This is a genomic window from Paraburkholderia sp. Cy-641, assembly GCF_011752945.1.
Taxonomy (GTDB): Bacteria; Pseudomonadota; Gammaproteobacteria; order Burkholderiales; family Burkholderiaceae; genus Paraburkholderia.
In genome coordinates this window covers 53299-75162 of the sequence record NZ_VWWM01000039.1, presented here as the reverse complement: position 1 = coordinate 75162, position 21864 = coordinate 53299, and the positions used below count along the sequence as shown (strand labels likewise).

Below are 21864 nucleotides of genomic sequence, written 5' to 3'. Positions count from 1 at the left end.
TTCTCATGGAATGTGATATCGATGCCGGCAGCCGCTGCCACCGACGGTCATGCGATGCGGACCCGGCGGCAAGCCATTGCCCGATCGGCTTACGAGCCGGTTGCGAAAACGATTTCCGCGTGGAACACCAGCTCGCCAATGTCCGAAAAAAACGAACAGTACCAGCTTTTCATGTCGGATTTGAAACAAAACAGACGACCTCGCGCGATTCCTTTAAAAGATCGCTGGGTTGTCATTCAATTGAAAGCAAACCGGCTTCAGGAGCGAATCTCAGCACGCGGATTTGTGCTGCCTTATGTCGGTTGGCCAACTTGACGATGTTCAGACTGCCGGTATGATACGAGCCGTTCGACTCGCCGTTATGGGTTTGCTCACGCGGGTTTTCCCCGACGCGCGATAAACACCCGGCCAGCCTGCCTCTCGCGGCAAAAACGCGGCAGGGAAAACGCCTTACCGATCCTTACTCCGAGATTTTCTGGCTGTCTTTAGCGATGAAATGTCCGTTCGTTACTGTCGTTGTCACCCTGACCCTGCTCGCGGCAGCGGGGTCGGCGCGCGCCGACTGTTTCGACGAGGCGGCCAAATATCAGAAGGTTAATCCGCTGATTCTGCGGGCCATCGCCTGGCAGGAATCGCACAACCGGCCGGACGCGCAGCACAAGAACGCGAACGGCTCGACCGACTACGGCGTGATGCAGATCAACTCGATCCATCTGCCTGTGCTCGCGCAATACGGCATCTCGCAGGGCACGCTGATGGAGCCGTGCAAGAACGTCTATATCGCCGCGTGGCATCTGCGCCGGCAGATGAACAAGTACGGCAATACGTGGCAGGCGGTCGGCGCGTACCACTCCGAAACGCCGGCATTGCGCGACAAGTACTCGCAGCAGATCGTCGCGATTCTGCGTAGCTGGAAGTTGATGCCGGCCGCACGCTAGTACGAGAACTAAAGCGGTTTGCCGGGTTTCTCGTTCGCTGGCGTGCTTTCTTCCGTTTTTTCCTCGTGATTTTCCCCACGAATACGGCCGTGCCTCTCGCCGCCACGATGCTCGCGCGCGGCCCATGGCCGTTTTGATGCACAATGCGGCTTCATGCTGCCGCGACGATCCGTTCGGGCTCGCGCGGCAAAACGGCCAAGCGGCTCATGCAAGGCCGGGCCCGGCATGCCTTCCCATCTTCCTGTTTTCTCCGTACCGCGATGAACCAGCCGCTATTGCCCGTCACCGTGCTCTCCGGTTTTCTGGGCGCCGGCAAGACCACGCTCCTGAACCACATCCTCGCGAATCGCGCCGGTCTGCGCGTCGCGGTGATCGTCAACGATCTCGCCGCCGTCAATATCGATTCGACGCTCGTGCGTCACGCCGCCGAGTTGTCGCGTGTCGAGGAACAGCTCGTCGAGTTGTCGAACGGCTGCATCTGCTGCACGTTGCGCGACGATCTGCTGAACGAGATCCGCCGCCTCGCGGAAGAAAAGCGCTTCGATGCGCTGCTGATCGAATCGACCGGCGTCGCCGAACCGATGCCGATCGCCGAAACCTTCGCGTTCGTCGACGATGACGGCGCATCGCTATCCGATATCGCGCGGCTCGACACGATGGTGACCGTCGTCGATGCGTTCAACTTCCTGCGCGACTATGCCTCGGCCGAGGCGCTCGCCGAACGCGGCGTCGCCGTCAGCGAAGAAGATGACCGCACGATCGTCGAACTGCTGATCGAGCAGATCGAATTCTGTGACGTGCTCGTCGTGAACAAGGCGGACCTCGTCAGCACGGACGAACTCGCGCGCCTGCAAGGCATCCTCGCGCGCATCAACCCGCGCGCGGTGCAAGTGGTGAGCCGCTTCGGCAGCGTGCCGCTCGACCAGGTGCTGAACACGGGCCGCTTCGATTTCGACGAGGCGTCGAGCGCGCCGGGCTGGCTCGCCTCGCTCGATCACGGTCACGACGATGAGCACGGCCACGCGCATCACGGCGAAGCGGACGAATACGGCATCGGCAATTTCATTTATCGCGCGCGCCGGCCGTTTCATCCGCAGCGGCTGTGGGAATTGCTGCATCAGGAATGGAAGGGCGTGCTGCGCAGCAAGGGCTTCTTCTGGCTCGCGACGCGCAATGACATCGCCGGTTCGCTGTCGCAAGCGGGCGGTGCCTGCCGGCATGGTCCGGCGGGCATGTGGTGGGCCGCGCAGGATCGCAGCGAATGGCCCGACGGAGACGACGAACTGAGCGCCGAAATCGCCGCCGACTGGTATGGCGATCTGGACGATACGAGCATCGGCGACCGTCGCCAGGAGCTGGTGTTGATCGGCATCGATATCGATCCGGCCGCGTGGCGCGCGAAATTCGACGCGTGCCTGCTCAGCGACGCCGAATACGCGCTCGGGTCAGAGGCCTGGCGACAGTTCGACGATCCGTTCCCCGCATGGGACTTCGACGAAGACAATCACGATCATGACGGCGCACAGGGTCACACCCATCACGATCACGGCCACGATTGCGAACACGGCGGAGATGGTCACGGCGAAATCGTGCATCGTCACGACTGAGCACCGGGCGCACCAGGCACAGCGCCCGGCATTTTCCCGCTGGCCGGAAACGAAATCGCGGACGAAAAAAAACCCGCCATGGGCGGGTTTCTAGCGGGTGTCAACTGCCCGGCAGATCGATCTGCTTAGCGCTTGTTGACTGCGTCCTTGAACGCTTTGCCGGCGGTGAACTTGACGGTCTTGGCTGCCGGAATCTTGATGGTTTCGCCGGTCTTGGGATTGCGACCCGTACGCGCTGCGCGCTTACCCGAACCGAAGCTGCCGAAGCCGATCAACTGGACCGCTTCACCCTTCGACACAGCCTTCTTGATCACTTCGAGCAACGTGTCCAGCGTTTCGCCGGTTTGAGCCTTGCTGGCGCCCGTCTGTCCTGCGACAGCGTCGATCAATTCCTGTTTGTTCATTAAGGTTCCTTTCTGAGTTTAGGTTGATACGAACAGCGCGAACGCGCCGATTATACGTGCGCGCACCGCGCCGTCGAGCAGCTGCGGCCCTGATCCCCGAGAATCTCTCGCACCGGACAGGTGACTGTCCGCCGGCCGTGCTGCCGCTCCCTTCGCGGCGCTTGCTATGATAGCGCAGCGCAAACCCAATCAGGATAAGGGTTTCGAAGATTTGCGCGGTTCTCGGGCCGATCCAGCAAGGAAACCGGAGTTTTCACCTTGGTTAACCCTTAAAACGAGGCTGAAACCCAGTGCTGACGGGGCTTGGCGTTGGTTTTTGCCAACGCAGCACAGATGCGCATCCGCCTTTTTCCGGCGCTCCGCGAGCCGCGCGCGCCGGCCACAACGACCGGACCGCTCCTTCGAGCATCCATTTGAGCGTGTTTTCCCGCTGCGCATGACCGATCCGCTGATCCCCGCCGTCCTCGCTTTTCGCGACAACGGCAACCCGTTTTCGCCGCTCTACGACGACATCTATCACAGCGCCGTCGGCGCGCTCGAACAGGCCGAATACGTTTTTCTGCGCGGCAATGCGCTGCCCGGGCGATGGCAGAACCGCCGCACGTTCACCGTGCTCGAAACCGGCTTCGGCATGGGCATCAACTTTCTCGTGACGTGGGCCGCGTGGCGCGCCGATCCGTCGCGTTGCGAGCGGCTGCATTTCGTGTCGATCGAAAAGCAGCCGTTCAGCGCCGACGATCTGCGCCGCGTCTATGCGAAGACGCTCTCCGAGCCGCTGATTGCGAGCCTTGCCGATACGCTCGCGCACGCATGGCCGATGCTCGTGCCGGGCACGCACCGGCTCGAATTCGAAGGCGGCCGTGTCGTGCTCACGCTGGTCTTCGCCGATGCGGCCGACAGCCTGCCTGCGTTGCGCCTGCGCGCCGACGCGTTTTATCTCGACGGTTTCGCGCCCGCGAAAAATCCCGAGCTGTGGAGCCCAGTGATCTTCAAGTCGCTCGCACGCGTGGCGGGCGAGGGCGCGACCTTCTCCACCTACAGCAGCGCCGGCGACGTCAAACGCGCGTTGACACAATGCGGCTTCGAGTATCGCAAGGTCGACGGCTTCGGCTGGAAGCGCGCGATGCTGGTCGGTCACTTCGCGCCGCGCTGGCGGGTGCGCCGTTATGAACCGCCCGCGCCGTTCGCGCATGCCGAGCGGCATGCGGTCGTGATCGGCGCGGGGCTCGCCGGCTGCGCCGTGATCGAACGGCTTGCGGCGCGCGGCTGGCGCGTCACGTCGCTCGAACGGCACGCGTCGGTGGCGCAGGATGCGTCGGGCAATCCCGCGGGCGTCTTCCATCCGATGATCTCGCGCGACGACAGCGTCGCCTCGCGCGTCACGCGCGCCGGTTTCCTCTATACGCTCAATCGCTGGGCCGCGCTCGAAGCGGCCGGTCATCGGCTCGCGCGCGGCGGCGAGGGCCTGCTGCAAATCGCCGCCGATGACGACGAAGCCCGCTCGATCGGCGCTGCAATCGCGACGTTCCGCTATCCGTCCGACTGCGTGAGGCCGGTTTCCGCCAGCGAGGCTTCGGCGCTCGCCGGCATGCCGCTCGCGCGCGGCGGCTGGTTCTTTGCGCACGGCGGCTGGATCGATCCGGCCTCGTTATGCGCCGCGCAGTTCGCCGCGGCGGGCGAGCGGCTCGAACGACGCTTCGGCGTCGAGGTCGCGCGGCTCGAACGAACCGGCGACCAGTGGACCGTCTTCGATATCGCGGGCAATGCGGTAGTACGCGCGCCGGTCGTGATCGTCGCCGGTGCGCACGAGGCCGCGCGAATCGCCGGCTTGCGTCATGCGCCGACCCGCAGCATTCGCGGTCAGTTGAGCTTACTGCCGCCGGGCACGGTCGCGCCGCTCGCGCTGCCGGTGATCGGCGAGGGTTACGCGGTGCCGCTCGCGAACGGCGTCACGCTGGCCGGCGCCACTTACGAACTCGACGATCCCGATACGTCGCTGCGAACGGACGGTCATCGTGAGAACATCGAGCGCGTCGCGCAGATGCTGCCCGCGTTCGCGAGCGCGCTCGACGTCGCACAACCGGCGGCAATCGCCGAACTCGCGGGACGCGTGGCGTTTCGCTGCGTCACGAGCGACCGCATGCCGATGATCGGCCAGCTCGCCGACGAAGCCGCGGCCACCCGCGATGCCGCCCGCCTGCGCGGCGCATGGCCGCTCGATCTGCCGCGCGTGGACGGCCTGTACGGCGCATTCGCGTATGGGTCTCGCGGTCTCGTATGGGCGGCGCTTGGCGCGGAACTGATCGCCTCGCAGATCGAAGGCGAGCCGTGGCCGCTCGAACGCGACCTCGCGGAAGACATCGACCCGGCCCGGTTCCTGCTGCGTGGATTGCGGCAGGGAACGGTCGGTTAACCGCCCTCCCTCGTTAACGGTCGCGGTCGCAGTCACGGTCGCAACCGCACGCTGCGTGATCGTCGCATGCTGTTGCCGTATACGCCGCTGCGGTTCATCCCGACGGTTAACCCGGTTAACTCGCAACGCAGGTTATCCACCAGCCCCTGTGGATAACCGCGCGGTTAACCGGCGCAAGTCGTGTGGAACCGTTGTGGACGTAAACGGGGTAACTCGCGCGTCGCCGAAAAGCGCAAAAAGTTGCCCGCGTATACCTGCCGCTGCCGCACACGCTGTGCATCCGGTTATGCGGCCGGTAATTGGCTGATTCGTTTCGGTAAACCCGAGTTATCCACAGAAAGCGAGGCAGCTTGTTAACTGTTACTACGTATACATACGGTAAACCAGTAAACAACGAAGGCAGAGGCTGACGCCCCGCCCATCGACTGGCGCAATTCCGTCAAAACATCGCTGGACTTCACCGGTTCTATGCGGAAACGCACATGAAAAACACACAGGCAGCGCTCAAGCTCGCAATCCGCGCCGGCTATTTTTCATGAGTAAAACGGTCGCTTTTTCCTCTTGTCACCGTTTGTCATGAAGATCGCGTACGTTTTTACCGTTTTGCCTGCGAGTTGGTGCCTTTTCGGTTGAGACAGAAAAAGCTATGGCACAATCGCCGTTCTTTTCCGCGTTGTGCCCCCCGTATCTGGCGGCACGCATTGCAACGGAACGGTGCCGGTCAAACAGAATCTGATTCAAAGTCGACGGCGTTCTTTCACCGTACCGGTTGCTATAGCCGCATCCGTGAACGTGCCGGATTCTTCGCGGTTCTTTTCCGGCCGCGGCGCATGCCGATCATCCGATCATTGAAACTCGCAACGCTGACTTCGCGAAGCGAGATTGCGACAGTGGGCGTTGACCGCTCGCTCGCCGGCGTCTGCGCCGGTTCGTGTCGTCTGCCGTTGCTGACAAGGAGAACCCATCACGATGAATTCGGCGTTTTCGTTTCTTCCAGCGTGGCCGCTTTCGCCCGACGCCATCTTTTGGGCCGGACTTGCCTTGCTTGCCGCCGGGCTGTGCGGCGAGTTGTGTTATCGCGCATGGCGTTTACCGCGCATTTCCGGTTATGCGGTGATCGGTCTCGTTGCCGGCGCGGCCGGTTTCGGCGTGATCGACGCCGATGCCGCGCGCGCCGCGCGGCCGTTGCTCGACGTCGCGCTCGGCCTGCTGCTGTTCGAACTCGGCAGCCGGCTCGATCTGCGCTGGATCCGCCGTAATCCGTGGCTGATCCTGTCTAGCGTCGCCGAAGCCACGCTGACTTTCGTGCTGGTCCTGCCGGTTCTGCTGTTCCTGAACGTGCCGCTGATGGTGGCGACCGTGCTGGCCGCGATCGCAATGGCGACGTCGCCGGCGATGGTGATCCAGCTGAAAACGGAATTGCGCGCGGAAGGGCAGGTCACGCAGCGTCTGCTGACGCTGACCGCGCTGAACAGCATGTATGCGGTGGTGATCGAAAAGCTCGTCTCGAGCTGGCTGCATCAGGAGGTATACGGCAATGTCTTCGCGACCATCCTGCAGCCGCTGTATCTGCTGATCGGCTCGCTCGTGCTCGCGTATCTGCTTGCGCGCACCTGCACGTTCTTCTATCGGCGCCTGAACATGCACGACGAGCATTCGTTCGTCGCGCTGTTCGGTCTCGTGCTGCTCGCGATCGCGGTTGCGCATCTGTTCAAGCTGTCGACGATCCTCGCGTTGCTCGCCGCGGGCATCATCGTGAAAAATCATGAGGCTCGTCCGCAGTTGTGGCCGCAGCATTTCGGCACGGCCGGCTGGCTGCTGACCGTGATCCTGTTCGTGCTAACGCTGACCGCGTTCGAATGGCGGCACATCGCGCTCGGCGGTGTTGCGGCGCTGGGGCTGATCGTGGCGCGGCTGGTGGCGAAGCTGGTCGGCGTGCTCGCGTTCGCCAAGCCGAGCGGCCTGAACTGGAAACAGGGCGTGGCGCTCGGCCTGTCGTTGTCGCCCATGTCGGCGCTGGCTTATCTGCTCGTCGACGACACCTACAACCTTTATCCGAACTTCGATCCGCAATTGCGCGCCATCGTGATGTGTTCGATTTTCGTGCTGCAGATTCTCGGGCCGTGGCTCGTGTATCGCAGTCTCGCGCTCGTCGCCGAACGGCGCGAAGAGTAAGCGGGAACCCAACATGAGCGCGGCGTGGCAAGACGGCGGCGCCGGACTCGCGAAGCCGTTTTAAACTCATCCGTTTCAAACGACCTGACTCAGGGGACGCCATGTCACTCGAACCCTTCATCGATTCGAAGCCGTTCACATTCGGCATCGAACTCGAAATGCAGATCGTCAATACGCATGACTATGATCTGACCAAGGCCGGCTCGGATCTGCTGCGTCTTATCAAGGACGAAAAAATCCCCGGCAACATCACGCCGGAAATCACCGAAAGCATGATCGAGCTGTCGACCGGCATCTGTACGTCGCATGAGCAGGCCGTGGCCGATCTGCGCCAGATTCGCGACACGCTTGTCTCCGCGGCCGATCATCTCAATGTCGGCCTGTGCGGCGGCGGCACGCATGCTTTCCAGCAATGGAGCGAGCGGCAGATCGTCGATACGCCGCGTTTTCAGTATCTTTCCGAGCTGTACGGCTATCTGGCGAAGCAGTTCACGGTGTTCGGCCAGCACGTGCACATCGGTTGCCCGGATGCGAACAGCGCGCTGTATCTGCTGCATTCGATGTCGCGTTTCATCCCGCATTTCATCGCCTTGTCCGCTTCGTCGCCGTTCGTGCAGGGCGTCGATACCGGTTTCCATTCGGCGCGGCTCAATTCGGTGTTCGCGTTTCCGTTGTCGGGCCGCGCGCCGTTCGTGCTCACGTGGGACAGCTTCGAGGAATATTTCTCGAAGATGGTCCATACCGGCGTGGTCAACAGCATGAAGGACTTTTACTGGGACATCCGTCCGAAGCCGGGCTTCGGCACGATCGAAGTACGTGTGATGGATACGCCGTTTTCGGTCGACCGCGCCGCGGCGATTGCCTGCTACATCCAGACGCTCGCGCGGCATCTGCTGCTCGACAAGCCGATCGCGCCGAAGGAGGACGACTACCTTGTCTATACCTTCAACCGCTTCGAGGCCTGCCGTTTCGGTCTCGGCGGCACCTGCATCAATCCGCAAACGGGCGAACGCAAGACGATTTCCGAGGACATCCTCGAAACGCTCGAACTGATCGGCGCGCATGCCGAAACGCTGGGCTCGACCAATGCGCTGACTGAAATCGGCGCGATTGCGCGCGGCCAGATCAACGATGCAACCTGGCTGCGCAGCGTGTTTGCGCGGGAAAAGTCCTTGCACGAAGCGGTGCGGCAGCAGTGTCTGCAATGGCGCGCCTAGTCGCGAGGTCATTCACAAAATCGCGCTCGCGAGTGTCATTTACGTAACGTTTCAGGGAAACCCGCCTCGTGCGGGTTTTTTTTCGTAATGTCTTTTAAAAAATTTTTGCCCGTGACCCCCTTCAGGTTTTTCCAAAGTTTACGTATACAAGCGTAGTAGTCGTTAACAAGCATTGCCTGAGGCTGTGGACAACTGAATAATTCCTTGCAAAGTCAACGCGCTGCGGAAATGATAACGAGGTATCGCGAAATGGGCTTCGACCTTGTCGGACAAGGACGGACAGGAAGCGGTCAGGTATTGTCCGGGGCGTTATCGGGAAATGTTGCACAGGCTATCCAAACGTTTTCCCCTGGTTATCCACAGAGTGGGTTGGATAAGTTAGCTGTACGATTTGCCGACCTCGCATAGAATGTCGTTTTCAACCGCTAGCGGTTTGCCGGGCGGTAAATTTTTGAGATAGTTGAACCACCGGTTTCGTCAGCAGTCAGTCGAAGCTACCCCACACACGCAACGGGCGCGGTCGGTAAGCAGTTTGCCGGCATCGCACAAAAGCGGTAAATAAACGAATCGAAGATTATGAGCGAAGGTGTATACGGAGAACAGGCAGCTGGGCGTGTGACCCACAGCCTCTTGCGATTGAGCACGGCGATGCGCAGCCAGGCTTGGGAATGGGCGGAAGGCGCAGGCCTCACGCCGACCCAGGGCGAAATCCTCGTGCTGTTGATGCAGCGCAAAGGGCCGATGCGTCTCGGCGAGATTGCCCGCGAAACGGCGCTGACCGCCGCGACCACCAGCGATGCGGTCAGCACGCTCGAGACCAAGGGTCTTGTCGAAAAGCGCCGCGCCCTCGACGATGGCCGTGCCCTTGCTGTCCGTCTGACTTCGCGTGGCCGCACGGCCGCGAAGCGCGCGGCCCAGTGGCCCGACTTCCTGAGCAAGGCAGTGGGCACGCTGCGTGAAGAAGAGCAGGCCGTGTTCTATCGCACGCTGCTCAAGACCATCCATCAGCTCGAGGCGCAGGACACGATTCCGGCGCACCGCATGTGCCTGAGCTGCTCGCATTTCCAGCCGAGCAAGAATCCGAAGAAGACGCCGCATCACTGCGCGCTGCTCGACCTGAACATGGCGGACACCGATCTGCGTCTCGACTGCTCCGTGCACGAAAAGGCGGACGTCGCTACCCAGAAGAAGAACTGGAAGATTTTCGCGGTCTAACGCGGCGTCTTTCGGGGCGATCGGGACCATTCGCTATCATGGCCTCGCGGGTCCGGCGGCCGGCGTAAGCCGGCTGTCGGACGGCTGGCGGTCGCGCAATGACAGGCCGGCGGCATGTCGTTGCACGGCAAGTCGTTAGTTAACCTGAAGGTGGGACAGGGCGATGAATCGCGAAGTACTGGCCATTCGTCATGTGCACTTCGAGGATCTGGGCAGTCTCGAGCTGGTGCTCGGCGAGCGTGGGCGTCCGGTCCGTTATCTCGACGTGGGACTTGCCCGTATCGAGGCGCCGAATCCCGTCTCCGCTTCGTTGATGGTCGTGCTCGGCGGCCCGATCAGCGCAACCGGCGACGCGCTTTATCCCACACTCGTGCCGCTGCTCGCGATGATCGAAAAGCGCATCGCGGCCGGTCTGCCGACGCTCGGCATCTGTCTCGGCGCGCAACTGATCGCGCGTGCGCTCGGTGCGCGCGTTTATCCCGCAGGCCATACCGAACTCGGCTGGACGCCGCTCACGTTGACCGACGCCGGCCGCGCTTCGCCGCTGCGTCATCTGGATGGCGCGCAGACGTCGATGCTGCATTGGCATGGCGATACCTTCGATCTGCCCGCCAACGCGACGCGTCTTGCTTCGACACCCGCCTGCGAAAACCAGGCGTTCACCTGGGGCGATCACGTGCTGGGTTTGCAATGTCATCCGGAAATCCGCAGCGATCGCTTCGAACCATGGCTGATCGGCAATGCGGGCGAACTGATCGGGCATGGCATCGATGCGCGCCAGTTGCGTGCCGATACCGCGCAATTCGGCCCGGCCCTCGAAGCCGCCGCCTGCCGCATGTTCGGCGAATGGCTCGATCAGGTCGAAACCCAAGCCTGAGCCCAGATTCATGCAGTAAACCGCTTGCGGTGCTATGCTCGGTTGCTCTCGGGTTTTCACTGGGCAAATCCATGAGCGCGCTTTTCTCTCCGCTCACGCTGCGTAGCGTGACGCTTCCCAACCGTATCGTTGTTTCCCCGATGTGCCAGTACTCCGCCGAACGCGGCGAAGCGACCGCATGGCACATGATCCACCTCGGCAGTCTCGCCTTGTCCGGCGCGGCGATGCTGTGCATCGAAGCGACCGCGGTCGAACCCGATGGCCGCATCACGCCCGGCGATCTCGGCTTGTGGGACGACGCAACCGAAGAAGCGCTGGTGCCGGTGCTGGCCGCGATTCGCAAGCATTCGTCCATCAGCGTGACGATGCAGCTGTCGCATGCGGGCCGCAAGGCGTCGAGCCATGTGCCGTGGGACGGCGGTCAACTGATTCCGGTGTCGCAAGGCGGCTGGCTGCCGCATGCGCCGTCGGCGTTGCCGCACAAGGCCGGTGAAGAGCCGCCGCTGGCGCTCGACGTCGGCGGTCTGAGGCGGATTCGCGAAGCCTTTGCGGCTTCGGCGCGGCGTGCCGCGCGCCTCGGCATCGACGCACTCGAAGTGCATGCGGCGCATGGTTATCTGCTGCATCAGTTCCTCTCGCCGGTCGCCAATCAGCGCAGCGACGAATACGGCGGCTCGCTCGAAAACCGCATGCGTTTCCCGCTCGAAATCTTCGACATCGTGCGCGCCGCATTCCCGGCCGACAAACCCGTTGGCGTGCGCGTGTCGGCAACCGACTGGGTCGAAGGCGGCTGGACGCTCGAAGACACGATCGCCTTTGCGCACGAACTGCAAAAGCGCGGCTGCGACTGGATCGATGTGTCATCGGGCGGCGTGTCGCCATTGCAGAGGATTCCGCTCGAACCCGGTTATCAGATTCCGTTCGCGAAGGCCGTCCGGCATGCGACCGGTCTTGCGACGATCGGCGTCGGGCTCATCACCGATCCGCTGCATGCCGAGCAACTGATCGAAGCGGGCGACGCCGACCTGATCGCCATCGCTCGCGGTCTGCTGTACAACCCGCGCTGGCCGTGGCATGCCGCCGCGCAACTCGGCGCTACGGTCGATGCGCCGCCGCAGTACTGGCGTTCGCAACCGCGCGATCAGAAGGCCCTGTTCGGCGACATATCGTTCGGTCAACGCTAACGTAGCGCAGCTTGAAACGAACGCGCCGGCGACGGTTGAACGAAGCCGCAGTCAGCGTGTAGGATGCCGGTTGTGGCGCTTCGGCGTCGCAAGTCGACGCGGCGCTCGCAGGGCGCCGCGTTTGCTATCCGCGTCAGAAAAGCTGCGTGCAAAACGTGTCTCTGACGATTGCCGGACTTCATCCCAGTTCTTCACAAGGATTCATTCAATGAATTCACGCAGGATCGCCGTGCGCCGTTCGGGTGTGCACGGCAAGGGCGTGTTTGCACTCGAACCGATTGCGGCCGGCGAGCGGCTCATCGAATACAAGGGCGAGCGGATCTCCTGGAAAGAAGCGCTGCGCCGTCATCCGCACAATCCGGCTGAGCCGAATCATACGTTCTACTTCGCGCTGGACAACGGCAAGGTGATCGACGGCAAGGTGAACGGCAATAGCGCGCGCTGGATCAATCACTCGTGCGCGCCGAACTGCGAGGCCGAGGAAATCGACGGTCACGTGTACGTGCATGCGCTGCGCGATATCGCGGAAGGCGAGGAAGTCTTTTACGACTACGGGCTCGTGATCGACGCGCGTCAGACGAAAAAGCTCAAGAAGGAATACGAATGCCGTTGCGGCGCGCGCAAGTGCCGCGGCACGATGCTGGCGCCGCCGGCGAAGGGCAAGAGCGGCGGTGCCAAGGCCGACAAGCCAGGCAAGTCCGGCAAGTCCGGCAAGACGACGAAGAAATCGAAGAAGAAATGAGACAAGGCGTGAGCGCCTCGGTCGAACCGGGCGTTCACGTCCTGCTGCTGTCGGATAGTCAGATATCCACCGGCGCCGAGGGCGCCGTTTTTTTCGCCACGCGCCGCGCGTCGGCGTCCGCGACGCCGGCAGGCACCTCGGCACGCATCAGCGGCACCCGCACGATGAAACGTGCGCCGCCTTCGGGTGCATCCTCGTAATGCACGCTGCCGTGATGCAGCACCATGATGTCGTGGACGATCGCCAGACCCAGGCCCGCGCCGCTATCCACGCCGGCTTCGCTCTGGCCGTCGCCGCGGAAAAACCGCTTGAACAGATCGGCCTGCTGCGCGCGGGGCACGCCCGGCCCATTGTCTTCGACGACGATCTCCGCCATGCGCAGCTCGTCGATCAGCGTCTGCGAAACGGTCACGGTGATACGAGCGCCGTCGATGCGCGACGGCGGCACGTACTTCAGCGCGTTATCGAGCAGATTCGCGATCACTTCATGCAGCAGCACCGGGTTGCCGCGCGCCGTCAGCGGATGATCGTTCGAGGGATCGTCGAGACGCTGGAAGCCGAGGTCAACCTGCACGGCAAGCGCGCGCGGCACCCATTCCGCACCTGTGTCGAACGCGAGCGCGGCCATATCGACATTGACGAAGCGTGCCGCCTGTTCGCCCGGCTCGGCCCGCGCGAGCGACAGCAACTGATTCGACAGCCGCACCGCGCGGTCGGCCGCGGCGCGCAACTCTCGCACGGCGGCGAGCGTCTGCTGCGGATCGCGCGCGACCGCCGCCTGTTCCGCATGCAGCTTCACGGCGGTGAGCGGCGTGCGCAGCTGATGCGCGGCGTCGGCGATGAATTTGCGCTGCGCGTCGAGCGCGGTTTTCAGGCGGTCGAGCAGCGCGTTCAGTGCGCCGGTAAGCGGACGGATTTCGACGGGCACATAGGTTTCGTCGACCGGTTCGAGCGACGTGTGCGTCTGCCGGTTCAGCGAATCGGCGAGGGCGGTGAGCGGATTGAGCTGCTGATTGACGACGCGCCAGACGATGACCCAGCCGGCCAGCAGCAGCAACAGCAGCGGCATCATGATCGCGACCAGAAACTCGGCGGCAATGCGGAACCGGTGATGCACGGCCTGACCGACTTCGATGATGATCGGATTGCCCTTCGGCTGGTCGACCCGCACTTGCGCGACCCGTACCGTCACGCCTTCATGCTGGGTTTCGAATACATACGCATAGTGCATACGGCGCACGTTGATGCCTTGCAGCGGCAGATTGCTGTCGCCGGCGATTTCGGTGTCGCCGTTGCTGATCCGGTAGACGAGATGCTCGACCGGATCGGAGAACATCGCCTGCGCGAGCGGCGGCACCGTGATCGGCGCTTCGGGTCCGGCAATCTGGATCTGTTTGGAGATCGCGGTGGCGAGGTCGGCGAGCGAGCGGTCGACGACATGCTGCGTGTACTGCCAGGCCAGCCAGTAAGCGATCAGGCCGCTCATCAGCGCGAGCAGCGAAAGGGGAGCAGCGAGGCGCCGCAGCAGCGTGCGGCGCAGACTATTAGCGGCCGGCTGGGGCATGGTCGTACGCGCGGGGTAGGGACAACGGCGCGAGGCGCCCTGAAATGTTCCGGAGGCCGGCAGGCCGCACACCCGGCACGAGGTGTGTGCCGCACCGGTCCGGCGCCGTCGGGCCGCGACGCAATGCGCGGCCCGTACGACGATTATGCCGCCTGGCGGATTTCCTGCAACAGGTAGCCGAAGCCACGCACGGTGACGATTTCGACACGGCAGTTCTCGAGTTTCTTGCGCACCCGGTGCACGTAGACTTCGATCGCGGTGTCGCCGAGATCGCCGCCGAAGTGCGTGAGGTGATCCTGCAATTGCGCCTTGCTGACCACGCGGCCATGACGCAGCAGCAGCATTTCGAGCACCGCGAATTCGCGCGGCGACAGTTCGAGCGGCTTGTCGTCGTTGAAGATGCGGCGATCGACGCCCGACAGGCGCACGCCGCCGAGCGACACTTCCGGACGCGGCATGTCGCCGTGCGGACCGCTGCGGCGCATCACCGCGCGAATGCGTGCTTCGAGCTCGGCGGGTTCGAACGGCTTCAGCATGTAGTCGTCGGCGCCGGAATTGAGACCTTGCACGCGGTCGTTCAGCTCGTCGCGCGCGGTGAGGATGATGACCGGCGTATGGCGATTGCTCTGGCGGAAACGCGCGAGCAGCGTCATGCCGTCGATGCCCGGCAGACCGAGATCGAGGATCACGAGTTCGTGGCGGTTTTGCGTGAGGGCCTGTTCGGCGAAGATGCCGTCATGGACCATGTCGACGGTGAAACCGGCTTGTTCGAGACTGCTTTGGATGCCGCGTGCGATGGGACGGTCATCTTCAATCAGAAGGAGTCGCATGGATTTCGCTCAAGTACAATGGGTTTAGGCGTTTGGGCAAGCGGTTCGCCGGGGCGCCTGCTGCACAGGCAGCGTGCGAAGCGGCGGAAAGCGCGCCGCGAAGCAGCTGCCGAGCCGCCTTGGAACGCCTTGCTAGCCATCACGAAGTCATGTCCGAGATCACCATTCACGAACTGGAAGCCGCGATCAACTTCTGGCGTGCCCGCTCGCCTTCAAGCGGCGACGAACTCGTTCTGTGCAAGGAGGCAAGCGCGCTCTCCAAGCCGTATGCGCTGCTGATTGTACAGCGTCAGCAGTCGCTATCACTGGATCGTTTCGACCCGATTGCAAAGCAGGCATGGGAATCTTACGTTCGACTTAATAATAGCCTGTAGAACTGAAGGTTTGACCAGGGGATAGCCTGCATTGTCCTTTCATTTCGATCCGATTGTTTGATGCGCGGCGTATAAACGTGCGTGAGACACCGCGAATTTTTTGTATTGCGCGGTAATACCTTTGATAAACGCGGCGACTCGAATTGCATCGCGATCCGCGTGAAAAAGACGGGTGCGAATGTAGAGCGGGCGGTGCATCTAAATGGCACGAAACTGTCGTTATTTTGTATAAATATGCAATAATTTCGCGTTAAATAACGATTCAATGCGGAATATTCACATGCTGGAACTCGATCACTTCGATCTCGCGCTGCTGGACGTGTTGCAGCGCTTTGGGCGGGCTACGCATCAGCAACTGGCCGAGCAGGTGCCGCTGTCGCCGTCGCAGATCGGGCGGCGTTTGCAGCGGCTGGAGCAGGTGGGCGTCGTCGACGGCTACCGCGTCGTGCTGCGTCCGGAAAAACTCGGGCTCGGCGTCACCGCGTTTACGAGCCTCAAACTGAAGCACCACGGCGATTCGATCATCGAGCAGTTTCAGCAGCAGATCGACGCGCTGCCGGAAGTGCTCGAATGTCATGCGGTGGTTGGGGATGCCGATTATCTGCTGCGCATCGTTGCGCCGGACCTGAACTACCTGTCGACGTTCGTGATGAAGAAGCTCATGCGCGTGCCCGGTGTCGACAGCGTGCGCTCGAACATCGTGCTGACCACGTTCAAGCGCAATGGGCCGTTACCGCTCGGGCATCTGGCGCCGGGAGCGGCCGCGGTTTGATGATGTGGAAGGGGCGGTGGTAAGTTCGCGGTCGTTTTGCGGCCGTTTCGCCTCGCTTGCCGTCCGAGGAGCGATACCCGGGCGGGCCGCGACGCGTGGCACGCTGCGGCCCATGACATCGCTGGAAACTTATGCAGCCTGTTCCGCGTCGTTCAGCAGATCGACGTAGGCGACCGGCACCAGATCCGCTTCCGCTACGCCGAGGCTTCTGAACATCTCCTGCGCTTCGGCGTGACCGCTTTCCTCGTCGTCGTCCTGCGCGAGCACCACTTCGAGTTCGATGAAATCGCCGAGACCGTCGACGCGGTCCAGGTGAATCCGCGTGCGCCCGCTCAGGTACACATGCCGTTCCTTCGTGACGATGCCGCGCGTGGTCAGCGCGGTCGCGAGCAATGCATGCATCGCTTCGGGGTTCGTCACGGGACTGCGCGTGTAGTACGAGGCCTTCGGGCCGTCGCGGTCGTCACGCTGATAGAAGATCAGCTCGGCCGGCGTGCCGTCGTCGAACTGGCGCAGCTTCAGGCGGCCGCGCGGCACGTCGTAGAAAAAATCCTGCTGGCGGAAGATCAGCGGAGCCTCTGTCGCGAGTTGCGCGGCGCGCTCGCGCAGTTGCTCGAAATGCTGGGCGCGGGCTTTGATTTCGATGTTGCGTGCCATGTCAGGCTCCTGTCGATGGATGGAATGGCCGGCGGCTTCCCCGGGTTGCCGTGGTTGCCGCAGAGAAGCCGCCGGGAAAAACGAAGTCGGGCGGAACGGGAAATCGTATGAGGCGGGTGAGCAGGCACAAACGTTCAATCTAGCAAAAACTGTGTGACGGTATGGTTTCAGCCCGCAAGCAAAATAGGGCAGCGGCGTGGCGGTCGAGACAGGTCGACATGACCGTGATGTGGCGCATTTTGCACCGACGTGTTTTCCGTCTTTTCGCCGGTTACGCCGCTTGCTGCATCCCTTATGGCATTAGCGCGCCTCATATCGCGAGGGATGGCGAAGTGCTCGCGCAATGCCGGATCGGCGCCACGCAACCTCGCGGGCGCGGACCTCGGGCCGTTCAGGCCGTTTTAGCTGCGAAATTCAATTTGCCCACTGCTGCTCGATCAGCTTCAGCGCGGCCGCAATCGCCGGTTCGTCCTTGCGCTCGTCGAGCGTGATGAAGCTGAGCTGGGTCGGCACGGTGATTCCCTCGACGATCGTCAGCGCGTGCGCATGGGCTTCGGCAATCGCGGTCGCGTCGCGCGCCAGCGTGAGGCCGACGCCCGACTTGACGAGATCGAGCATCGACGGCTCCTGGTCCACCTCGGCCACCTTGACCGGCTTCACGCCGGCCTCGCCGAAGCAGCGCGACAACAGGCGGTTGTGCGCCGACGCGGGCGGCGTCCAGATCCACGGCAGCGCGGCGAGCGAGCGCCAGTCGCGCGCGCCCTTCACGCGGTCTTTCCAGCCGGCCGGCGCGAGCACGCGGTACTGGAAATACGTGAGCGTCACCGCGTGACACGCGGGGCCGTCGCGCGGCTCGTCGTCGGACGGCAGGCCGATGTAATAGCCGACGTCCAGCTCGCCCGCGCGAATCTGTTCGAGCACCCAGCCCGACATGCCGTGGCGCAGCGCGGTTTCGATCCGCGGCCAGGTTTCGACGAGCTGCTTCAGAAAGCCGCCGAGGCGCAGGAATTCGGGGTCGAGAATCGTGCCGATGCGCAGACGTCCGCGCACTTCCTGGCGCAGCGACTGCGCGGCGCGTTGCACGTCGGCGGCGGCTCCAAGTGCGCGTTCGGCATGCGGCAGCAGCGCCTGGCCGTCGCGCGTGAGCGTTAGTCCGTGCGAGGTCCGCGTGAACAGCGTCACGCCGAGCGCCTCCTGCAAGTGCTTGATTTGCAGGCTGACGGCGGGTTGGGTCAGATGCAGTTGCACCGCGGCGCGCGTGAGATTGCCCTCGCGTGCGACGGTGACGAAGGCCCGGAGCAGAGTCAGATCCATAGCCTGATATTAGCGCGGCTTATAGCTCATTTGAGCAATATTCATTGGATTTGTCTCGCCAAAGCGCCGTACGCTTGGCGTTCAGCACGCTCGCAGAGGCGCTGCATGCGCCACGCGCGTTATCCACGCCGGGCTAAACGACATCACCGGAACACCACAGGAAGAGGAAAGAGATGAGCGAGACATATATACAAACCGCGCAGGACGAGACCGGGCGCGGCGCGGCCGGCGCCCGCGTGCTGGGCCATTTCATCAACGGCCGGGCGGTGGACGGCACGAGCGGCCGTTTCGGCGATGTCTTCAATCCGGCGCTCGGCAGCGTGAGTGCCCGCGTGCCGCTCGCGAGCGTCGCCGAGGTGGATGCGGCGGTCGCCGCCGCCAAAGCCGCTTTCCCCGCGTGGAGCGAAACCGCGCCGATCAAACGGGCGCGTGTGCTGTTCAGGTTCAAGGAATTGCTCGACCGTCACCACGATGAACTCGCCGAGTTGATTACGCGCGAACACGGCAAGGTGTTTTCCGATGCGAAGGGCGAGGTGATGCGCGGCATCGAGATCGTCGAATTCGCGTGCGGCATTCCGAATCTGCTGAAGACCGACTTCACCGACCAGATCGGCGGTGGTATCGACAACTGGAATCTGCGTCAGCCGCTCGGCGTGGTCGCCGGCATCACGCCGTTCAATTTCCCGATGATGGTGCCGAGCTGGATGTTCCCGGTCGCGATCGCGTGCGGCAACACCTTCGTGCTGAAGCCGTCCGAACGCGATCCGTCGGCCTCGATCCGGCTTGCCGAACTGCTGAAGGAAGCGGGTCTGCCGGACGGCGTGTTCAACGTCGTGCATGGCGACAAGGTCGCGGTCGATGCGTTGCTCGTGCATCCCGAAGTGAGCGCGCTGTCGTTCGTCGGCTCGACGCCGATCGCCGAATACATCTACACGGAAGGCACGAAGTACGGCAAGCGCGTGCAGGCGTTGGGCGGTGCGAAGAACCACCTCGTCGTGATGCCCGACGCCGATCTCGATCAAGCCGTCGATGCGTTGATCGGCGCTGCGTACGGTTCGGCGGGCGAGCGCTGCATGGCGATTTCGGTGGCGGTCGCGGTGGGCCATATCGCCGATGAACTGATCGAGCGTCTGACGCCGCGCGTGAAGAGCCTGAAGATCCTCAACGGCATGGAAGCGGCTGCTGAGATGGGGCCGCTCGTGACCGGCGCGCATCGCGACAAGGTGGCCGGCTATATCGACGCCGGCGTGGCAGCGGGCGCGAAGCTCGTCGTCGACGGGCGCGGTCATCAGGTGGCGGGCCACGAGAACGGCTTCTTCCTTGGCGGTACGCTATTCGACGACGTGACGACCGGGATGAAGATCTATCGCGAGGAAATTTTCGGGCCGGTGCTGTGCGTGGTGCGCGTGCCGGACTTCGCCTCCGCGGTCGCGCTGATCAACGCCAACCAGTTCGCGAACGGCGTGTCGCTGTTTACGTCCGATGGCGGCATTGCGCGCGCGTTCTCGCGGCAGATCGAGATCGGCATGGTGGGCATCAACGTGCCGATTCCGGTGCCGATGGCCTGGCATTCGTTCGGCGGCTGGAAGAAGTCGCTGTTCGGCGATCATCACGCGTATGGCGAAGAGGGCGTGCGCTTCTATACGCGCTATAAGAGCATCATGCAGCGCTGGCCCGACAGCATCGCGAAGGGCGCTGAATTCACGATGCCGGTCGCGAAGTAGTCTGTCGTAAGCATAAAAATGAACATAAAAATGCTTAGGAGACTGAATGATGAGTCATAGCGAAAGTACGTCCACGGCCTCGCGGCGGCTCGAAGGCGAATTCGACTACATCATTGTCGGCGCCGGCACTGCGGGCTGCGTGCTGGCGAACCGGCTCACCGGAGATCCTGACGTCAGCGTGCTGCTGCTCGAAGCGGGCGGCAAGGACGATTACCACTGGATTCACGTGCCGGTCGGCTACCTGTATTGCATCGGCAATCCGCGCACGGACTGGCTCTACAAGACGCAGGCGGAAGCGGGACTCAATGGCCGCGCGCTGTCGTATCCGCGCGGGCGCGTGTTGGGCGGCAGTTCGTCGATCAACGGCATGATCTATATGCGCGGCCAGCGCGAGGACTACGACGAGTGGGCGCGCGTGACCAACGACCGTTCGTGGTCGTGGGATGCGGTGCTGCCGGTCTTCAAACGCAGCGAAGATCACCACGGCGGCGCCAACGAATCGCACGGCGCGGGTGGCCCGTGGCGCGTCGAAAAGCAGCGCCTGAAGTGGCAGATTCTCGAAGAGTTCGCGCAAGCCGCGCAGCAAACCGGCATTCCCGCAACGGACGACTTCAATCGCGGCGACAACACCGGTGTCGGCTATTTCGACGTCAACCAGAAGCGCGGCATTCGCTGGAATGCGTCGAAGGCGTTTCTGCGGCCCGCCGTGAAGCGGCCGAATCTCACGGTCATGACCGGCGCGCATACGCAGCGGGTCGTGTTCGAGGGACGCCGCTGCACGGGTGTCGAATATCGTGGCGGCGAGGTCGACTATCTCGCCCGGGCGCGTTGCGAAGTCATTCTTGCCGCGGGCGCGGTCAACTCGCCGCAACTGCTCGAACTGTCCGGCGTCGGCGATGGCGCGCGTCTTCAGAAGCTCGGCATCGAGGTCGTTCACGATCTGCGCGGCGTTGGCGAAAATCTGCAGGATCATTTGCAGCTGCGCATGGCTTATAAAGTCGAAGGCGTGCGCACGCTCAACACGATGACCGCGCACTGGTGGGGCAAGCTCATGATCGGCATGCAGTACGCGTTGTTCCAAAGCGGGCCGATGTCGATGTCGCCGTCGCAACTCGGTGCGTTCGCCAGGTCCGATCCCGACGATCGTTCGCTCACACGCCCCGATCTCGAGTACCACGTGCAGCCGCTTTCGCTCGATCGCTTCGGTGAGCCGCTGCATCGCTTCAATGCATTCACGGCGTCGGTGTGCCAATTGCGTCCCACGTCGCGAGGCAGTATCCATATTGGATCGGCCGACGCATCGGCGCCGCCGTTGATCGCGCCGAACTATCTCTCCACCGATTACGACCGCCACGTCGCCGCGAACGCATTGCGTCTCACGCGCCGCATCGCCGCGGCGCCCGCGCTTGCGCGCTATCGGCCGCAGGAGATTCTGCCGGGCATCCAGTATCAAAGCGAAGCCGAGTTGCAGCAGGCCGCGGGCGCGGTCGGCACGACGATCTTCCATCCGGTCGGCACCTGCCGTATGGGCACGAGCGACGATCCCGCCGCGGTCGTCGACAACCGCCTGCGGGTTATCGGCGTCGAGGGCTTGCGTGTCGTCGATGCGTCGGTGATGCCGAACATCACGTCGGGCAACACGAATTCGCCGACGCTGATGATCGCCGAGCGCGCGAGTGCGATGATTCGCGAAGATCGCCGCGCACGCGTAAGTGGCAGCATGTCCGCGCAAAACAGCATGTCTGCGCCTCTGTCGGCGCTGTGATGGACGTGTCGCTTGCGCACGGCGACCGCTCGGTCCACTTTCACTAAGTGCAAATCCCAATGAATGCGCTGCATCATTGGCGCGACAATGAT

The 21864-nt window shown here is 63.0% G+C and carries 19 protein-coding genes; 14 read left to right on the top strand and 5 right to left on the bottom strand.

What is annotated here, in order from left to right; translation table 11 throughout:
- Positions 1–21 precede the first annotated feature (21 nt).
- From F3J20_RS21070 to F3J20_RS21060, 3 genes are all read left to right on the top strand, one after another.
- Entirely contained in the window at positions 22–315 is a 294-nt protein-coding gene (locus F3J20_RS21070) for a hypothetical protein (RefSeq protein WP_167284415.1), read from the top strand.
- 176 nt (positions 316–491) lie between these two features.
- Positions 492–938, top strand: coding sequence for a lytic transglycosylase domain-containing protein (locus tag F3J20_RS21065; protein ID WP_167049112.1), 447 nt, complete (start codon positions 492–494; stop codon positions 936–938).
- A 260-nt stretch (positions 939–1198) separates the two neighbouring features.
- Entirely contained in the window at positions 1199–2545 is a 1347-nt protein-coding gene (locus F3J20_RS21060) for a GTP-binding protein (protein WP_167284414.1), read from the top strand.
- A gap of 125 nt (positions 2546–2670) precedes the next feature.
- Here F3J20_RS21060 and F3J20_RS21055 read toward each other — a convergent pair whose 3' ends face one another.
- Positions 2671–2949: an HU family DNA-binding protein gene (locus F3J20_RS21055; protein WP_085482965.1), complete on the bottom strand. Its 279-nt coding sequence runs from the start codon at positions 2947–2949 to the stop codon at positions 2671–2673.
- 436 nt (positions 2950–3385) lie between these two features.
- Here F3J20_RS21055 and mnmC point away from each other — a divergent pair, with 436 nt between their 5' ends.
- The 7 genes from mnmC (at position 3386) to F3J20_RS21020 (ending at position 12772) form a co-directional block, all read left to right on the top strand.
- A complete protein-coding gene (gene mnmC / locus F3J20_RS21050) occupies positions 3386–5362 on the top strand; it encodes a bifunctional tRNA (5-methylaminomethyl-2-thiouridine)(34)-methyltransferase MnmD/FAD-dependent 5-carboxymethylaminomethyl-2-thiouridine(34) oxidoreductase MnmC (RefSeq protein ID WP_167284413.1) in 1977 nt (658 codons plus the stop codon).
- A gap of 969 nt (positions 5363–6331) precedes the next feature.
- On the top strand, positions 6332–7537 hold the full coding sequence (locus tag F3J20_RS21045) for a cation:proton antiporter (RefSeq protein WP_167049106.1): 1206 nt from the start codon (positions 6332–6334) through the stop codon (positions 7535–7537).
- Positions 7538–7638: 101 nt separating this feature from the next.
- Positions 7639–8754: a YbdK family carboxylate-amine ligase gene (locus tag F3J20_RS21040; protein ID WP_167049104.1), complete on the top strand. Its 1116-nt coding sequence runs from the start codon at positions 7639–7641 to the stop codon at positions 8752–8754.
- A 576-nt stretch (positions 8755–9330) separates the two neighbouring features.
- On the top strand, positions 9331–9969 hold the full coding sequence (locus F3J20_RS21035; RefSeq protein WP_167049102.1) for a MarR family winged helix-turn-helix transcriptional regulator: 639 nt from the start codon (positions 9331–9333) through the stop codon (positions 9967–9969).
- A 163-nt stretch (positions 9970–10132) separates the two neighbouring features.
- A complete protein-coding gene (locus tag F3J20_RS21030) occupies positions 10133–10846 on the top strand; it encodes a glutamine amidotransferase (protein WP_167049100.1) in 714 nt (237 codons plus the stop codon).
- A 71-nt stretch (positions 10847–10917) separates the two neighbouring features.
- On the top strand, positions 10918–12030 hold the full coding sequence (locus tag F3J20_RS21025; RefSeq protein WP_167049098.1) for an NADH:flavin oxidoreductase/NADH oxidase: 1113 nt from the start codon (positions 10918–10920) through the stop codon (positions 12028–12030).
- A 208-nt stretch (positions 12031–12238) separates the two neighbouring features.
- Entirely contained in the window at positions 12239–12772 is a 534-nt protein-coding gene (locus F3J20_RS21020) for an SET domain-containing protein-lysine N-methyltransferase (protein ID WP_167284412.1), read from the top strand.
- 58 nt (positions 12773–12830) lie between these two features.
- Here the strand turns inward: F3J20_RS21020 and F3J20_RS21015 are convergent, their stop codons facing one another.
- Together F3J20_RS21015 and F3J20_RS21010 are read right to left on the bottom strand one after the other, a co-directional pair.
- Positions 12831–14336 (bottom strand): sensor histidine kinase, encoded by a 1506-nt coding sequence (locus tag F3J20_RS21015; protein ID WP_167284411.1) that lies wholly within the window; start codon positions 14334–14336, stop codon positions 12831–12833.
- 143 nt (positions 14337–14479) lie between these two features.
- The gene (locus F3J20_RS21010) at positions 14480–15166 is read right to left on the bottom strand and encodes a response regulator transcription factor (RefSeq protein WP_167049092.1); all 687 of its coding nucleotides are present in this window, start codon (positions 15164–15166) and stop codon (positions 14480–14482) included.
- 149 nt (positions 15167–15315) lie between these two features.
- On the opposite strand from F3J20_RS21010, the gene F3J20_RS21005 reads away from it, so the two are divergent.
- Positions 15316–15540: a DUF3717 domain-containing protein gene (locus tag F3J20_RS21005; protein WP_167049090.1), complete on the top strand. Its 225-nt coding sequence runs from the start codon at positions 15316–15318 to the stop codon at positions 15538–15540.
- 280 nt (positions 15541–15820) lie between these two features.
- Complete coding sequence (locus F3J20_RS21000; RefSeq protein ID WP_167049089.1) at positions 15821–16312, top strand: Lrp/AsnC family transcriptional regulator; 492 nt, start codon at positions 15821–15823, stop codon at positions 16310–16312.
- A 129-nt stretch (positions 16313–16441) separates the two neighbouring features.
- Here the strand turns inward: F3J20_RS21000 and F3J20_RS20995 are convergent, their stop codons facing one another.
- Together F3J20_RS20995 and F3J20_RS20990 are read right to left on the bottom strand one after the other, a co-directional pair.
- Positions 16442–16969 (bottom strand): class IV adenylate cyclase, encoded by a 528-nt coding sequence (locus tag F3J20_RS20995; RefSeq protein ID WP_167049087.1) that lies wholly within the window; start codon positions 16967–16969, stop codon positions 16442–16444.
- Positions 16970–17383: 414 nt separating this feature from the next.
- Positions 17384–18283, bottom strand: a complete 900-nt coding sequence (locus F3J20_RS20990; RefSeq protein WP_167284410.1) for a LysR family transcriptional regulator — start codon at positions 18281–18283, stop codon at positions 17384–17386.
- Positions 18284–18456: 173 nt separating this feature from the next.
- Here F3J20_RS20990 and F3J20_RS20985 point away from each other — a divergent pair, with 173 nt between their 5' ends.
- The gene (locus F3J20_RS20985; protein ID WP_167284409.1) at positions 18457–20007 is read left to right on the top strand and encodes a CoA-acylating methylmalonate-semialdehyde dehydrogenase; all 1551 of its coding nucleotides are present in this window, start codon (positions 18457–18459) and stop codon (positions 20005–20007) included.
- Positions 20008–20056: 49 nt separating this feature from the next.
- Positions 20057–21772 (top strand): GMC family oxidoreductase N-terminal domain-containing protein, encoded by a 1716-nt coding sequence (locus F3J20_RS20980; protein WP_167284423.1) that lies wholly within the window; start codon positions 20057–20059, stop codon positions 21770–21772.
- The last annotated feature ends 92 nt before the right edge of the window (positions 21773–21864 follow it).

Coding starts and splice junctions, on each gene's coding strand:
- F3J20_RS21060 (WP_167284414.1), top strand. CDS start 1,199: ATGAACCAGCCGCTATTGCCCGTCACCGTGCTCTCCGGTTTTCTGGGC.
- F3J20_RS20980 (WP_167284423.1), top strand. CDS start 20,057: ATGAGTCATAGCGAAAGTACGTCCACGGCCTCGCGGCGGCTCGAAGGC.
- F3J20_RS21070 (WP_167284415.1), top strand. CDS start 22: ATGCCGGCAGCCGCTGCCACCGACGGTCATGCGATGCGGACCCGGCGG.
- F3J20_RS21035 (WP_167049102.1), top strand. CDS start 9,331: ATGAGCGAAGGTGTATACGGAGAACAGGCAGCTGGGCGTGTGACCCAC.
- F3J20_RS20990 (WP_167284410.1), bottom strand. CDS start 18,283: ATGGATCTGACTCTGCTCCGGGCCTTCGTCACCGTCGCACGCGAGGGC.
- F3J20_RS21005 (WP_167049090.1), top strand. CDS start 15,316: ATGTCCGAGATCACCATTCACGAACTGGAAGCCGCGATCAACTTCTGG.
- F3J20_RS21030 (WP_167049100.1), top strand. CDS start 10,133: ATGAATCGCGAAGTACTGGCCATTCGTCATGTGCACTTCGAGGATCTG.
- F3J20_RS21000 (WP_167049089.1), top strand. CDS start 15,821: ATGCTGGAACTCGATCACTTCGATCTCGCGCTGCTGGACGTGTTGCAG.
- F3J20_RS21065 (WP_167049112.1), top strand. CDS start 492: ATGAAATGTCCGTTCGTTACTGTCGTTGTCACCCTGACCCTGCTCGCG.
- mnmC (WP_167284413.1), top strand. CDS start 3,386: ATGACCGATCCGCTGATCCCCGCCGTCCTCGCTTTTCGCGACAACGGC.
- F3J20_RS21040 (WP_167049104.1), top strand. CDS start 7,639: ATGTCACTCGAACCCTTCATCGATTCGAAGCCGTTCACATTCGGCATC.
- F3J20_RS21045 (WP_167049106.1), top strand. CDS start 6,332: ATGAATTCGGCGTTTTCGTTTCTTCCAGCGTGGCCGCTTTCGCCCGAC.
- F3J20_RS20985 (WP_167284409.1), top strand. CDS start 18,457: ATGAGCGAGACATATATACAAACCGCGCAGGACGAGACCGGGCGCGGC.
- F3J20_RS21015 (WP_167284411.1), bottom strand. CDS start 14,336: ATGCCCCAGCCGGCCGCTAATAGTCTGCGCCGCACGCTGCTGCGGCGC.
- F3J20_RS21020 (WP_167284412.1), top strand. CDS start 12,239: ATGAATTCACGCAGGATCGCCGTGCGCCGTTCGGGTGTGCACGGCAAG.
- F3J20_RS20995 (WP_167049087.1), bottom strand. CDS start 16,969: ATGGCACGCAACATCGAAATCAAAGCCCGCGCCCAGCATTTCGAGCAA.
- F3J20_RS21025 (WP_167049098.1), top strand. CDS start 10,918: ATGAGCGCGCTTTTCTCTCCGCTCACGCTGCGTAGCGTGACGCTTCCC.
- F3J20_RS21010 (WP_167049092.1), bottom strand. CDS start 15,166: ATGCGACTCCTTCTGATTGAAGATGACCGTCCCATCGCACGCGGCATC.
- F3J20_RS21055 (WP_085482965.1), bottom strand. CDS start 2,949: ATGAACAAACAGGAATTGATCGACGCTGTCGCAGGACAGACGGGCGCC.